Origin of the sequence: Dactylosporangium sp. NPDC000521 (assembly GCF_042898305.1) — a bacterium.
GTDB lineage: Bacteria > Actinomycetota > Actinomycetes > Mycobacteriales > Micromonosporaceae > Dactylosporangium.
On sequence record NZ_JBIAYW010000022.1, the window covers coordinates 16,360 to 29,288 of the forward strand.

General features: G+C 72.6%; 15 protein-coding genes and 1 pseudogene. 2 read left to right on the forward strand and 14 right to left on the reverse strand.

From position 1 onward, the window contains the following. Positions 1 to 31: 31 nt before the first annotated feature. A complete protein-coding gene (locus tag ACFY3L_RS43720) occupies positions 32 to 655 on the forward strand; it encodes a hypothetical protein (protein WP_354894194.1) in 624 nt (207 codons plus the stop codon). Positions 656 to 1,009: 354 nt separating this feature from the next. Here ACFY3L_RS43720 and ACFY3L_RS43725 read toward each other — a convergent pair whose 3' ends face one another. The 13 genes from ACFY3L_RS43725 to ACFY3L_RS43785 all read right to left on the reverse strand — a co-directional run bounded on the left by ACFY3L_RS43725 (position 1,010) and on the right by ACFY3L_RS43785 (position 11,808). Continuing rightward, positions 1,010 to 2,554 carry a class I adenylate-forming enzyme family protein gene (locus tag ACFY3L_RS43725; protein ID WP_389338935.1) on the reverse strand — a complete coding sequence of 515 codons (1,545 nt, stop codon included), beginning with the start codon at positions 2,552 to 2,554 and terminating at the stop codon, positions 1,010 to 1,012. Continuing rightward, on the reverse strand, positions 2,547 to 3,272 hold the full coding sequence (locus ACFY3L_RS43730; protein ID WP_389338938.1) for an SDR family NAD(P)-dependent oxidoreductase: 726 nt from the start codon (positions 3,270 to 3,272) through the stop codon (positions 2,547 to 2,549). The genes ACFY3L_RS43725 and ACFY3L_RS43730 overlap by 8 nt, the downstream gene beginning before the upstream one ends. After that, entirely contained in the window at positions 3,272 to 4,117 is an 846-nt protein-coding gene (locus ACFY3L_RS43735) for an enoyl-CoA hydratase (protein ID WP_344499718.1), read from the reverse strand. Before ACFY3L_RS43735 ends, ACFY3L_RS43730 begins: the two co-directional genes overlap by 1 nt. Next, entirely contained in the window at positions 4,114 to 5,016 is a 903-nt protein-coding gene (locus ACFY3L_RS43740; RefSeq protein WP_389338940.1) for an acyl-CoA dehydrogenase family protein, read from the reverse strand. The genes ACFY3L_RS43735 and ACFY3L_RS43740 overlap by 4 nt, the downstream gene beginning before the upstream one ends. 12 nt (positions 5,017 to 5,028) lie before the next feature. Continuing rightward, positions 5,029 to 6,168: an acyl-CoA dehydrogenase family protein gene (locus ACFY3L_RS43745; RefSeq protein WP_389338942.1), complete on the reverse strand. Its 1,140-nt coding sequence runs from the start codon at positions 6,166 to 6,168 to the stop codon at positions 5,029 to 5,031. Further along, positions 6,165 to 6,899 (reverse strand): enoyl-CoA hydratase family protein, encoded by a 735-nt coding sequence (locus ACFY3L_RS43750; protein WP_344499712.1) that lies wholly within the window; start codon positions 6,897 to 6,899, stop codon positions 6,165 to 6,167. The genes ACFY3L_RS43745 and ACFY3L_RS43750 overlap by 4 nt, the downstream gene beginning before the upstream one ends. Continuing rightward, on the reverse strand, positions 6,896 to 7,267 hold the full coding sequence (locus ACFY3L_RS43755; protein ID WP_389338944.1) for a MaoC/PaaZ C-terminal domain-containing protein: 372 nt from the start codon (positions 7,265 to 7,267) through the stop codon (positions 6,896 to 6,898). Before ACFY3L_RS43755 ends, ACFY3L_RS43750 begins: the two co-directional genes overlap by 4 nt. Beyond that, entirely contained in the window at positions 7,264 to 7,776 is a 513-nt protein-coding gene (locus ACFY3L_RS43760; protein WP_389338946.1) for a MaoC family dehydratase N-terminal domain-containing protein, read from the reverse strand. The genes ACFY3L_RS43755 and ACFY3L_RS43760 overlap by 4 nt, the downstream gene beginning before the upstream one ends. Before the next feature lie 10 nt (positions 7,777 to 7,786). Then, entirely contained in the window at positions 7,787 to 8,542 is a 756-nt protein-coding gene (locus ACFY3L_RS43765) for an SDR family oxidoreductase (RefSeq protein ID WP_363398006.1), read from the reverse strand. 2 nt (positions 8,543 to 8,544) lie between these two features. Further along, a complete protein-coding gene (locus ACFY3L_RS43770; protein ID WP_389338948.1) occupies positions 8,545 to 9,186 on the reverse strand; it encodes a gamma carbonic anhydrase family protein in 642 nt (213 codons plus the stop codon). After that, entirely contained in the window at positions 9,186 to 10,169 is a 984-nt protein-coding gene (locus tag ACFY3L_RS43775; RefSeq protein WP_389339153.1) for an NAD(P)H-dependent flavin oxidoreductase, read from the reverse strand. The genes ACFY3L_RS43770 and ACFY3L_RS43775 overlap by 1 nt, the downstream gene beginning before the upstream one ends. Before the next feature lie 62 nt (positions 10,170 to 10,231). Continuing rightward, positions 10,232 to 10,984 (reverse strand): CoA-transferase subunit beta, encoded by a 753-nt coding sequence (locus ACFY3L_RS43780; protein ID WP_389338950.1) that lies wholly within the window; start codon positions 10,982 to 10,984, stop codon positions 10,232 to 10,234. A gap of 8 nt (positions 10,985 to 10,992) precedes the next feature. Then, entirely contained in the window at positions 10,993 to 11,808 is an 816-nt protein-coding gene (locus ACFY3L_RS43785; RefSeq protein WP_389338952.1) for a CoA transferase subunit A, read from the reverse strand. Positions 11,809 to 11,979: 171 nt separating this feature from the next. Between ACFY3L_RS43785 and ACFY3L_RS43790 the strand changes: the two genes are divergently transcribed. Continuing rightward, entirely contained in the window at positions 11,980 to 12,570 is a 591-nt protein-coding gene (locus ACFY3L_RS43790; RefSeq protein ID WP_354894174.1) for a TetR/AcrR family transcriptional regulator, read from the forward strand. A 99-nt stretch (positions 12,571 to 12,669) separates the two neighbouring features. Here ACFY3L_RS43790 and ACFY3L_RS43795 read toward each other — a convergent pair. Then, positions 12,670 to 12,924 (reverse strand): annotated as a pseudogene (locus tag ACFY3L_RS43795) (transposase); the annotation flags it as partial. Between the last annotated feature and the right edge of the window lie 5 nt (positions 12,925 to 12,929).

Sequence of the window (12,929 nt, forward strand, 5' to 3'; positions counted from 1 at the left end):
CCTTCGAGCATGTCAAGGTAGGGAGCGCCGCGTGCCGGACCTCTGGACTGCCCCCGCCGGCACCCCGGCGGACCTTCGCATCCTGCCGCTGCTGCCCATCCCGGCGGACGCCCACGTGGAGCAGCTCATCTGGCACGGCGACCCAGCGGGTCACGGCGACGACCCGCTGCGGCTCACTTCCGTGGAGGGTGCGACCGGCGGCCGGGTGGTGATGCTGCGGCTGGTGCGGGGTGAGCGGCTCGTCGCCGACCTCCGCGTGCGCCACGGCGCACCCCGCGACGAGGCACCGCACCGGCTGCTGCGCACCGACCTCGGCCCAGGCGCCTCCCGCACCCGCACCTTCACGGTCACCGCGGACCAGACCACCGACCACGTCCCGGACACCGAGCCGGTGCTGAGCACCCCGGCGCTCATCGCCTGCCTGGAGGACACCGCCGCCGACGTCCTGCGCCCGTATTTCGCGCCGGCAACCGCGTCACTGGGCACCTGGATCGGGGTGCGCCACACCGGCCCGGCCCGCACCGGCCAGCAGTTCGTGGTGACGGCCGTCCTCGCCGACGTCCGCGGCCGGCGCTACCTCTTCGACGTGCACGCCACCCTCGACGGCCGCCCCATCGGTGACGGCCAGGTGGCCCAGACCCTCATCAGGCACTGAAGCTGACCTACCTGGGCCAGCTCGCCGTCGTACAGCGACGGCTCCACGCGCGCCTCGGCCTGCGCTGCCAGCCGCTCGACGATCCCGCCCGAGAGCGCGGTCTCGGCCCCGCTCAGCGGCCGGCGCAGCCGGATCTCGGCGAGGACCGGCACGAGCCCCGCGATGCCGGCGAGGATGGGAGTCCCGGTCAGGCGCGGGCTCCGGCCAGCCGTCGGTGACCCGGTCAGGCAGCCACGGCCGTCGTCGCGGTGCACGTGGCGCAGCGTCCACGCCCAGGCCGCCTCCCCGAGGTCCCGGTAGGTCGCAGCGTCGCCCGTGCCGCCATGCTGCCCGGTGCCCGCGGCGCCGCGGACGTCAGGCGGTGAAGCGCCGGGCCGCGTCGGCGCGCAGCGCCGCCTTGTCCACCTTGCCGCCGGTACCAAGGGGCAGCGACGGCAGGGCGACCAGGTACTCCGGCCAGTTCTGCTTCGACACCCCTGCCGCGTCCAGGTGCACCCGCAGGGCGTCGAGGGTCAGCTCGTCGCGGGTGACGATGTAGGCGCAGACGCGTTCGCCGAGAACCGGGTCGGGGACGGCGACGACGGCGGTCTGCGCGACCGACGGGTGGGCGCCGACCGCCTCCTCCACGACGAGCGCGCTCACGTTGTGGCCGCCGCGGATGATGAAGTCCGCGATCCGGCCGGTGATGGACAGGTAGCCGTCGCCGTCGACGGTGGCCACGTCGCCGGTCAGCAGCCAGCCGTCGGGACGGAACAGGGCGGCGTTCGCGGCGTCGTCGTCGAGGTAGCCGGGGGTGCAGCCGGGGCCGCTGGCGGCCACCTGGCCCGGTCCCCCGTCGGCGGTGACGTCGGCGCCGTCGGCGAGCAGCCGCAGCCGCGCCCCGGGGATCGGCCGGCCGGCGGTGGTCAGCCTGGCCGTGCGCGGGTCGTCCACGGTGGTCACCGACAGCGGGCCGGCCTCGTTGGAGCCGTAGAACTGCAGCACCGCGCAGCCGGTCCGTTCCTCGAACTCGCGGGCCCGCTCGACCGGCACTCGTTCCCCGCCGGTGAACATGACCCGTAGCGAGGAAAGGTCCGTGGTCGCGAACGCCGGTGAGTTCAGCAGCATGATGAACTGGGCGGTGACCGCGCACAGCACGGTGACCCGGTGTTCCTCGATGAGCCGCAGTGTCTCGGCGGCGTCGAACTCGGCGGTGAGCACGGTCGGGTAGCCGTACATGGCTGGCACGATGTGGGCGCTCCACAGCCCGAAGCCGTACGGGGCGGGCAGCACGCTGGCGAAGACCTCATCGGGGCCGAACCGGCCGGCGGCGTGGGCGAGGGGTCCGAAGTACTTGCGGTTGTTCATCGTCTGCCGTACGCACTTCGGCAGCCCCGTCGTGCCGGACGTGGAGTTGACGAAGAACAGGTCGTCCGCGCCGAGCCCAGGGCCCGGGTGGTCAGCGGCGGGCAGGGACGCCAGGTCGAGTGGTACGTGCCGGGGCGCGCCGCAGCGCGCGGCGATCTCCGCGCCCGGCCGGCCGCGGTGCGACCAGCGGGTGGCGAGCCCCACCGCACCGGTCTTGGCCAGCAGGTGGATGATCTCGGCGTCGCCGGCCCGGGGGCCGATCCCGACGGTAACCAGGCCGGCCTTCTGCGCGGCGAGGTAGGCGACGTGGGTCAGCGCGCCGCCGGTGAGCAGGACGGCGAGCCGGTCCCCGGGCGCGAACCCGGCATCCACATAGGACTGTGCCAGGCGTGATGACAGGATGTCGTATTCGCCCCAGGTGAAGGTGCCCTCTGGGGCGATGAACGCGACCCGGTCGGGGTCGTTGCGGGCCACCATCGCGGCGATCGTCTCGGCGGTCCAGGTGCCGGAGGCGTGGTGGGCGGCGACGACGTCCGGAGGGTACTCAGACACCGGCGCCGCCGTCGAGGCGCAGCACGGCACCGGTGGCGAAGCGCGCTTCGGCGGAGCCGAGGTAGGCGATCGCGGCGGCGACCTCGTCCGGCTCGGCGACCGGCGGGTCGAGCAGCGCCCGGGCGTGCCCGGCCAGCCGCGGGTCCTGGTCCGCCACGGGCACCAGGTTACGTTTCAGCGGCGTGTCCACGGACCCCGGACACACGCAGGCGACCCGCACCCCATCCGGCGCGTACTCCACGGCGAGTGCCCGGGTGAGCGCGACGACCCCGCCCTTCGCGGCGGAATACGCGGCGCTGTACCGCCAGCCGCGGACCCCTGCCAGGGACGCCACGTTGACGACGGCACCCCGCGCGGCGATCAGATGCGGCAGCGCGGTCCGGCAGGCGAGGAACGTGCCGGTGAGGTTCACCGCGAGGATCCGGTCCCACTCGGCGAGGGTGACGTCGGTGGTGTGCGCGTAGGAGGCGACCCCGGCGACGTTGGCGAGCAGGTCGATCCGGCCGCCCCAGCCGGCCGCGTCGGCGACGGCGGCGGCGACCTGATCTTCGTCGCGCAGGTCGCAGCGGATGCCGCGCACCCCGTCGATGTCCACGGCGGCCGTGTCGAGGCCGGCGACGCGGGCGCCCTCGTCCCGCAGGCGGGTCGCGACGGCCCGCCCGATGCCGGAGGCGGCACCGGTGACGAGGGCGACGCGGCCGTCGTACCGTCGCGGCATCAGCGACCGCCGTCGCGCATCGACCGGGCGTCGTGCCCGGCGAGGGAGTCGTGGCCGACCTCGGCGTTGTGCGCGTGGGCGACGTGGTGCAGGCCGAACACCGAGTCCATCCCGGCGCGCAGGCCCATCAGGTCCTCGGCCTGGTTGACCGCCTTCTTCGTCAGGGCGAGGCCGAGGCGGGGCATCTCCGCGATCCGCCGGGCGATGTCCATCGTGGACGATTCCAGGTCGGCGCGTGGCACGACCCGGTTGATCATGCCGAGTTGCAGGGCGCGGTCGGCGTACACCCGCTCACCGAGGAACAGGAACTCCTTGGCGTGCCGGGGACCCATCACCCACGGGTGGGCGAAATACTCGACGCCCGGGATGCCCATGCGCACCACCGGGTCGGCGAAGAACGCGTCGTCGGCGGCGACGATGAGGTCGCAGCACCAGGCCAGCATCAGCCCGCCGGCGATGCAGGCGCCCTGGACCGCGGCAATGGTCGGCTTCGGCAGTTCCCGCCAGCGCCGGCACATGCCGAGGTACACCTCGGACTCGCGGGCGAAGCGGCTCTCCGCGCCGGGTTTGCCGACGTGGTCCCACCACAGGCCGGCGCGGCGCGGGAACGTGGTGTCGATGTCCCGGCCGGGCGTGCCGATGTCGTGCCCGGCGGAGAAGTGTTTGCCCTCCCCCGTGAGCACGATGACCTTGACCTCGTCGTCGTCGGCGGCGCGGTACAGCGCGTCGTCGAGCGCGTAGGTCATCGCGGAGTTCTGGGCGTTGCGGTACTGCGGCCGGTGCATCGTCACGACCGCGACCGGGCCTTCGGTGCGATACCGGACGACGTCTGCTTCGTCGGTCATGTCCCTTGCTCCTTCAGACCGATGGTGGTGGCGAGGGCGGCGAGGTGGTCGCCGGGGCCGGCGAGGGCGGCGAGGGCCCAGGCGCGTTTGGCGAAGCGGTGCAGTTCGTATTCGACGGTGTAGCCGATGGCGCCGTGGCACTGGATCGCGGCGCGGCTCGCCGCGTGCGCGGCGTCGGCGGCGAGCACGACGGCGCCGTCGACGGCGGGTCCCGCGTCCGCGCCTTCCTGCAGGGCCCAGGCGGCGGCAAGGACGGCGGGCCGGGCGAACTCCAGGCCGAGGTACGCGTCGGCGAGTTGGTGCTTGACGGCCTGGAAGCTGCCGACGGGCGCCCCGAACTGGTAGCGCTGCTGGACGTAGCCGACGGTCAGGTCGAGCATCCGCCGGCCGAGCCCGACCAGTTCGGCGGCGTGGCCGAGGGCGGCCCGCGCGGCGGCGGCCTCGACGAGTGCCGGGTCGTCGGTGAGGACGCCGGCAGCCGTGGAGACGACGGCGTCGAGACTGGTGTCCACAGTGGATGCGGCAGCGCTCAGGCCACCGATCCGGGCGACACCGCCGTCGAGGTGCAGCACGAGGTCGGCGTGCCCGCCGAACGGGGTGAGGCCGCCCGGCCCGGCGACCGCGATCCGCAGCGACCCGGTGGCGGCCGCGGCGGCCCGGTCGTCGTCGAGCGCGGCGAGCAGCGGCACGGCGACGAACGCGGTCGCGGTGACCGGCAGCGCGACGGCGGCGTAGCCGACCTCCTCAAGGACCGGGACGAGGTCGGTCTCGTCCAGGCCGAGGTCGGCCATGGCGGCGAACACGCCGAGATCGGCGAGCGTGGACCAGCCGCCCGCAGCGAGCGGCGCCCGCACCGCGTCGCGCAGCGCGGTCTGGTCCTCAGTCAACGCGAACCGCACAGTGGCTTCCCTTCACGCTCGTGGCAGGCCGAGCACCCGCTCGGCGACGATGTTGCGCTGGATCTCGTTGGTGCCGGCGTAGATCGGGCCGGCGAGCGAGAACTGGAAGCCGCGGGTCCACGGCGAGTCGAGGACCGCTTCCGCGCCGAGCAGTTCCAGGGCGATCTCGTGCAGCTCGATGTCCAGCCGCGACCAGAACAGCTTGTTGAGGCTCGATCGGGCGCCGGGTGGTCGCCCTTCGACGAGGTCGGTGACCTGGTTGAGGGTGAACAGCTGGTAGGCGCGGGCGTTGAGCCAGGCCCGGGTGACCCGCTCCCGCACGACGGGCCGCAGCCGGTCGCCCTGCGCGGCGGCGAGCGCGACGAGCCGCTGCGCGGTGTGCAGGAACCGGCCCGGGGAGCGCAGCGTGAGGCCGCGTTCGGAGCCGGTCGTGGACATGGCGACCTGCCAGCCCTTGCCGGGTTCGCCGAGGACGGCGCCGGCAGGGACGAACACGTCGTCGAAGAAGACCTCGGCGAAGCCCTCGTCGCCGTCGAGGCGGCCGAAGCCGCGGACCGTCACCCCGCCGGCGTCCAGAGGGACGAGGAAGTAGGTGAGGCCGCGGTGCCGGGCGGCGGCCGGGTCGGTGCGGAACAGACCGAAGAGGTGGGTGCTGAAGGCGCCTCGGGTGGTCCAGGTCTTCTGCCCGTTGAGCCGCCAGCCGCCGTCGACGGGTTCGGCGCGGCTGCTGATGGCGGCGAGGTCGCTGCCGGCGCCGGGCTCGGACCAGCCCTGGCACCACAGGTCCCGGGCGGCGGCCATCCGAGGCAGGAGGGTGTCCTGCTGCACAGCGGTGCCGAACTCGAACAGAGTCGGGGCGAGCAGGAAGATGCCGTTCTGGGTGACGCGCTGCGGTGCGCCGGCGGCGTAGTACTCCTCCTCGAAGACGAGCCACTGCCACAGTGAGGCGTCGCGGCCGCCGTACCGGCGCGGCCACGACACGACGGCCCAGCCGGCGTCGAACAGGGCGCGTTCCCAGTGCAGGTGCGCGGCGAAGCCCTCGCGGGTGTCGCCGGACGGCAGCGGGCCGGGCACGTTGGCTCGCAGCCAGGCCCGCGCCTCGGCGCGGAAGGCGGCCTCGTCCGGGGAGTCTTCCAGGCGGATTCCGGTCATTGGCCGAACTCGTCCCGGACCTTGTCGGCCACGCCGGTGAGGTTGAGCTCGAAGGTGAAACCCTGCTCGTAGCGGTAGCTGCGTTTCGGGTCCCACGGGTCGATGCCGTTGAGCGACTCCTTCGCGGCCCGGATGACCGCCGGGTCCTTGGCCGCGATGTCGTGGGCGACGGCGAACGCGGCGGCCCGCAGCTCGTCGCGGGGCACGACGGTGAGGACCGAGCCGAACGCGTGCAGCTCGGCGGCGGTCGCGGTCGCCGACGTGTACATCATGGCCCGCATCTTGTGCTGCGGCACCAGCCGCGACAGGTGCGTGGCCGCGCCGAGGGCGCCCCGGTCGACCTCCGGCAGCCCGAACGTGGCGTCGTCGGAGGCGACGATGACGTCGGCGTTGCCGACCAGGCCGATGCCGCCGCCGAGGCAGAACCCGTGCACGGCGGCGATGACGGGGACCGGGCAGTCGTAGACGGCGCTGAACGCGGCCGCGCAGCCACGGTTGGCCCCGACGAGGGCGCCGTAGCCGGTGCTCGCCTGGAGTTCCTTGATGTCGACGCCGGCGTTGAAACCGCGTCCCTCGGCGCGCAGCACGACCGCGCGGACGCCTGCGTCGGCGCCGGCCGCGTCGAGGGCGGCGGCGAGGGCGAACCAGCCGGCCACCGGCAGCGCGTTCACCGGCGGGTTGGCCATGACGATCTCGGCCACCCCAAGTTCGTCCACTGTGGACTCGATCACGATGCCTCCGTGGTGAAGGTCGCCCAGCCGTACACGGCGACGGTGCCGTCCTGGGTGGTGCACGTCATCTCGACGTCGAAGCTGTCCTCGTCCTGCCGCACGACGGTGCCGTCGCAGGTGACGGTGTCGCCAGGGAAGACCTGGGCGGCGAAGCGGACCCGGAAGGAGCGGACCGCCGCGGCGCCGAACCGGTCGGTCGCCCAGGTCGCCAGGAACCCGGCCTGCAGCATGCCCAGTGACAGCGGCGCCGGCATCCCGGCCGACAGGGCGAACGGCTCGTCGTGGTGGATCGGGTTGAAGTCCCCGGACGCCCCCTGGTAACGCACCAGGTCAGTCCGAGTCAGCGGCCCGTGGACGGAGGCGGTCATGCCGTCACCTTCGCTTCGGCGCCGCCCTGACCTTGGGACTGCGCTGCCTGATGACCGGCCCCTCCGCTGCGCTGCGTACCGGTCACCGCCGTCTCCACGCCGGTGAGGCGGGCGGTGGCGACGTGGCGGCCGGTCTCGTCGCGGAACTCGGTGACCATCACCGCGAAGGTGAGGGTGCCGCTGCGACCCTCCTTGCGGGTGACCGACTCGATCCGGGATCGCCCGGTGAGCCGGTCGCCGGCGCGGGGTGGCGGGCCGTGGAACACGAACTCCTGCTCCGCGTGCAGCCCCTTGCGCTGGTCCATCGCGACCGCCTGCCAGGGGTCGGACTCCCCGGTCTGCCAGAAGAACGCGGTGGTCAGGAACGTCGGCGGGATCACCGGGTCCTCCGCCGTCAGATAGTCGGGGTTCGCCGAGCCGGTCGCGCGGGCGAACTCGCGGATCTTGCCGCGTTCGATGTCGAGGGTGAACGGCTCGCCGGTCACCCCGACTGCACTGTCGTCGACCATGCCGGCCTCTCTACGGGTGTTGGCTGCTGACCGAGACGACCTCGCCGGTCATGTACGAGCTGTATTCGCTGGCCAGGAACACGATCACGTTGGCGATCTCCCACGGCTCCGCGGGGCGGCCGAACGCCTCCCGGGTGGACAGCTCGGCGAGCAGTTCGTCCGTGGTGACCTTCGCCAGGTGCGGGTGCATCGCCAGGCTGGGCGCGACTGCGTTGACCCGCACCCCGGAGCGGGCCGCCTCGAGGGCGGAGCAGCGGGTGAGCGCCATGACCCCGGCCTTCGCCGCGGCGTAGTGCGCCTGGCCCTCCTGTGCCCGCCAGCCGATGACGGAGGCGTTGTTGACCACCACTCCGGTGCCGCGCGGGATCATGTGCCGCAGTGCCGCCCTGGTACAGCGGAAGGTGCCAGTGAGCGTGACGTCCAGGACCGTGCTCCACTGCTCGTCGGTCATGTCCACGACGGCGGCGGTGCCACCGAGCCCGGCGTTGTTGACCAGCACGTCGAGCCCGCCACCGAAATGCGAGACGGCGGTGGCGAAGAGGTGCTCCACCTGGGCCTGGTCGGTGACGTCGCACGGCACGCCGAGGACGCCGAGGCGTTCGGCGGCTTCGGCGAGGCGGCGCTCGTGCCGGTCGGAGACGACGACCGTGGCGCCCTCCTCGACGCACCGCTCGGCGGTGGCGAAGCCGATGCCGGTGCCCGCGGCAGCGGTGACCAGCACGGTGCGACCGGCGAGCAGCCCGTGGCCCGATGTCCTGTTCGGCATGGTCACGACTCTACCAAGCGCTTGCTTGGCTCACCAGAGGCACGCCGGGCCTGATCGAGCGGCACCGCGACCGCCGCGGACGTCGACAGCCGCGGCCGGTCCGGCTCCTCCTCCGTCAACGGCGTAGCAGGTCGCAACGAGTCGCGGCTGCGCACGGCCAGGGCCTGATACACCGCCGTCCCGTGCGCCTTCCAGGCCAGTTCCACGTCCGTCAGGTCCCGCACGACCTTCGCCGGCGCGCCGGCCGCCAGGGTCCTCGGCGGCACCACGAACTCGGCCCTGACGAGGGAGTGCGCGCCGACGAACGCGTATTCGCCGACGTCGGCGCCGTCCAGCACGACCGCGTTGATGCCGATGAGCGCGCCGGCGCCGACGCGGCAGCCGTGCAGGACCGCGCCGTGCCCGACGTGTCCGTCCGGGCCGAGGGTCAGGACCGTGCCGGGGAAGGTGTGCAGGACGCAGGAGTCCTGGACGTTCGAGCCGGCCGCCATGACGATGCGCCCGAAGTCGCCGCGCAGGCTGGCGAGGGGGCCGACGTAGCAGCCGGCGCCGACGTGGACGTCGCCGATGAGCACCGCGGTCGGATGGACGTACGCGGTCGGGTGGACGACCGGCACGACGTCCTCGATGGCGTAGGCGGGCATCAGGCGAACCGCTTCAGCGTGTCCGCGGCCTCGGCCATGATGCGCTCGATGAGCTCCGCGCAGCTGGGCAGGTCGTCGATGAGCCCGGCAACCTGGCCGGTGGCCATGACGCCGGCGTCGGCGCGGCCGTCGACCATGGCGGCGCGGATCAGCATCGGGGTGTTCGCGGCGAGGACGAGCTGGCTGAGGCGCAGGTCGTGGCTGCCGCGCATGGCCCGGCCCTCGCGCAGCATGCTCAGCCACGACCGGCCCGTCAGCTTCCGCAGCACCTGCGCGTTGCGGACCGCGCGGGGCAGCCGCCGCAGCGCGCCGGTGTCGGCGAGGCCATCGACGAAGGGGGTGCGCAGGACCCGCTGCGGCACGCCGTCCAGCGCGGCGGTGACGACCGTGTCGGTGACGGTGGCGTCGAGGTACCGCTGCTTCACCGCCGCACCGACCGGGCTGTCGCTGGTGAGCAGGAACCGGGTCCCCATCGCGATCCCGGCGGCGCCGTAGGCGAGGGCGGCGACCAGGCCACGTCCGTCGAAGAAGCCGCCGGCGGCGATGACCGGAATGTCGACGGCGTCGACGACCTGGGGCAGCAGCAGGGTGGTGGGGACCGGGCCGGTGTGCCCGCCGCCCTCGCCACCCTGCACGACGACGGCGTCGACGCCCCACGCGGCGACCTTCTCCGCGTGCCGGCGCGCCCCGACGGACGGCACCACCACCACGCCGGCGGCCTTGAGCCGCTCGATCAGTTCGGGCTTCGGCGCGAGGGCGAACGAGGCCACCCGTACACCTTCCCGGATGAGCAGATCGGCGCGCTGTGCCGCATCGGGGGCGTCGGCGCGCAGGTTGACCCCGAACGGTGCGTCGGTCAGCTGCCGCACGTCGGCGATCGCGGTCACCAGTTCCTCGTAGGACAGGGTCGCGCTGGCGAGGATGCCGAGGCCGCCGGCGTTGGAGGTGGCGGCGGTGAGCCGGGCGTCGGAGACCCAGCCCATGCCGGTCTGCACGATCGGGTACCGGATGCCGAACAGCTCGCAGATCGGCGTCCGCAGCGCGCTCACGTGTCGACTTCCCGCGAACGGACCGAGGCCGGGTCGATGACCTCGCGGATCAGGGCGAGTTCGGCGTCGGTCGGCAGCCGGGTCTGCGGTACCTCCGCGGGCACGGCCAGCTCGAACCCGGTCGCGGAAACGATCTCGTCGACGGTGACGCCGGGATGCACCGAGACCAGACGCATCCGGTGGTCGTCGGTGCCGAAATCGAAGACGCCGAGGTTGCTGACCACCCGCCGGATCTCGTGGTAGCGGCCGGCGGCCGGGTTCGCGGCGGCCCGGTCGTAGCCGACGCCGCTGACCATGTCGACCGCGGCGACGAACGAGCGCTGCCCGTGCCGGGGCACCCAGTAGCTGGTGGGGTGATTGACGGTGTTGCCGGGCGCGCCGCGGACGCCGAGCAGCGCCCGGGTCGGGCGGGCGAAGTCGCCGATGGCGGAGATGTTGGCGTTGCCGTAGCGGTCGATCTGGCTGGGGCCCATCATGACGTGCCGGCGGCCGGTGTACAGCAGGTCGAACACGGCCCGGAACGGGATCCAGCCTTCGACGACCGGCGGGGTGGCGCCGATCGCCCAGGTGCCCTGGGTCAGGTACGCCTCGCCGTCGGACAGCAGCAGGTCCGGCGCGAAGGTGGCACGGGCCAGCCGAGCGGCGATGCTCGGCACCAGGCCGGTCGGGCTGGCGAGGATCTCCCCGTCGCCGCGCCACACCTCGGCGCAGGCCACGACGCACACCTCAGCGCGAGTGACGGTGCTCATGCTGTTGCTCACGTCAGGACCCCCAGGTACCGGTCGTAGAACGCCGCCCACGCCTGCGGGTCGGCGGCGGCCGCGACGTATTCGCGCTGGAACGCCTCGTCCCGGCCGTAGTCAGGGGCGCAGGAGGTGAAGTGCGCGCCGCGGGGCGCCTCGACGACCCCGTGCACCATCCACCGCTGCAACAGCAGCGACTGCACGGGTGCGGTCCGGGTGAGCTCGGCGGTGTCGACGATCTGCTCACACGACACGTAGGCCCTGTCGGCGGCGCTGCAGAACAGGTCGTCGAAGTACGGGTCGGGCCCCAGGTACTGGGCGTTGCCCTGCACGTCGGCCCGGTTGAGGTGCACCAGGGCCGCGTCGAGGCGCACCGCCGGGATCGCGACGAGTTCCTCGTCGCCGTAGGGCGAGGCGACGGTCCGCAGCGCGGGGTTGACCTTCAGCACGTCGGAGCCGAGCCCGGCCCGGCTGGGCATGAAGGGCAGCCGGCACGCTGCGGCGTACAACGCCCAGCGCAGCATGCCCTCGTCGTATTCGGTCACTTCCACCGCGCCCGCCTGGCGGGCCGCCCGGAAGTGCGGCTCGAGCGGGATCGTGTCCAGGGAGACGAACCCGTACACCAGTCGGCGGACCTTCTTGGCGGCCAGGAGCAGGCCGACGTCAGGCCCGCCGTAGCTGACGATGGTCAGGTCGGTGAGGTCGGAGCGCAGGATCGCGCGCACCAGGGACATCGGTTTGCGTCTGGATCCCCAGCCGCCGATCCCGATCGTCATGCCCGAGCGCAGCTGTGCCACGACCTCGTCTTCGGTCATCTGCTTGTTCGCCATCGCCGCCTTCTTCACCGCGCAGGCTGGACCTTGCCCGATGAACGTACCAAGCGCTTGCTTGATTGCGCTACACTCGCTGCCGAGCCATATCTCACGGCCGCGGTCCACGTAGACTCCTGGTGCGAACGGGATTGACGAGGCTGCACAACGACATCGGTGAGGAAGAGCGGGATGGCACGAGAGCCTGGGGATCGACGCGAGCGGATTCTCGCCAGCGCTGCGGCGCTGTTCGCCCGCAAGGGCGTCTCGGCCACGACCGTGCGCGAGATCGCCGACGAAGCCGGCATCCTGTCCGGCAGCCTGTATCACCACTTCGAGTCCAAGGAAGCCATGGTCGACGAGATCGTGACCTCCTACCTGGACGACCTGCGCACCCGCTACAAGCGCGTGCTGGACGGCGAAAGCCACCCGCGGACCCGCCTGCACGACCTCATCGTGGCCTCGCTCGAGGTCGTCGAGGCGCACCCGCACGCCACCGAGATCTACCAGAACGATGTCAACTACCTGACCCAGATCGAACGGTTCGGATATCTGCGCACCGCCGGCAAAGAGGTGCAGAGCACCTGGCTGTCCGTCATCGAGGCAGGAATCGCCGAGGGCGTCATCCGCGACGACCTGGACCCCAAGATCCTCTACCGGTTGATGCGTGACGCCGTCTGGCTGTCGGTGCGCTGGTTCAAGCCCACCGCGGCGTACCCGATCACCCGCCTCGCCGAGGACTGCACCTCACTGTTCCTGGACGGCCTGGCCAAGTCCCGCTAGGTTCTGTCTCGCGGATCATGGCTGTCGGGAACGGCTCGTAGCCAATCGAGGGTTTTCGGCGAGGTCGAGCGTGGTCTGATGGTGGCTGGCCAGCTTGTCGGCGAGGGCGACGACCCGTTGTTTGAGCATCGCCCACGTGCCGTCGGCGGCCCACCGCCGCAACCGCTGGCACGGCGTCTTCCACGGCCCGTACCGTTCCGGCAGGTCACGCCACGGTGACCCGGTCCGCTTCACTCAGCAGATCGCATTGATCACCTGACGGTGATCACGCCACTGTCCACCACGAACAGGCTGCGCCGGCAACAGAGGCGCCAGCACAGCCCACTCGTCATTGCTCAGATCACCACGAGCCACACCGG

Bases quoted from the DNA above. Each gene is read 5' to 3' on its own strand.
- ACFY3L_RS43730 (WP_389338938.1), bottom strand. From the start codon at position 3,272: ATGCCGCGACGGTACGACGGCCGCGTCGCCCTCGTCACCGGTGCCGCC.
- ACFY3L_RS43735 (WP_344499718.1), bottom strand. From the start codon at position 4,117: ATGACCGACGAAGCAGACGTCGTCCGGTATCGCACCGAAGGCCCGGTC.
- ACFY3L_RS43745 (WP_389338942.1), bottom strand. From the start codon at position 6,168: ATGACCGGAATCCGCCTGGAAGACTCCCCGGACGAGGCCGCCTTCCGC.
- ACFY3L_RS43755 (WP_389338944.1), bottom strand. From the start codon at position 7,267: ATGACCGCCTCCGTCCACGGGCCGCTGACTCGGACTGACCTGGTGCGT.
- ACFY3L_RS43760 (WP_389338946.1), bottom strand. From the start codon at position 7,776: ATGGTCGACGACAGTGCAGTCGGGGTGACCGGCGAGCCGTTCACCCTC.
- ACFY3L_RS43765 (WP_363398006.1), bottom strand. From the start codon at position 8,542: ATGCCGAACAGGACATCGGGCCACGGGCTGCTCGCCGGTCGCACCGTG.
- ACFY3L_RS43770 (WP_389338948.1), bottom strand. From the start codon at position 9,186: ATGCCCGCCTACGCCATCGAGGACGTCGTGCCGGTCGTCCACCCGACC.
- ACFY3L_RS43775 (WP_389339153.1), bottom strand. From the start codon at position 10,169: ATGGGCTGGGTCTCCGACGCCCGGCTCACCGCCGCCACCTCCAACGCC.
- ACFY3L_RS43780 (WP_389338950.1), bottom strand. From the start codon at position 10,984: ATGAGCACCGTCACTCGCGCTGAGGTGTGCGTCGTGGCCTGCGCCGAG.
- ACFY3L_RS43785 (WP_389338952.1), bottom strand. From the start codon at position 11,808: ATGGCGAACAAGCAGATGACCGAAGACGAGGTCGTGGCACAGCTGCGC.
- ACFY3L_RS43790 (WP_354894174.1), top strand. From the start codon at position 11,980: ATGGCACGAGAGCCTGGGGATCGACGCGAGCGGATTCTCGCCAGCGCT.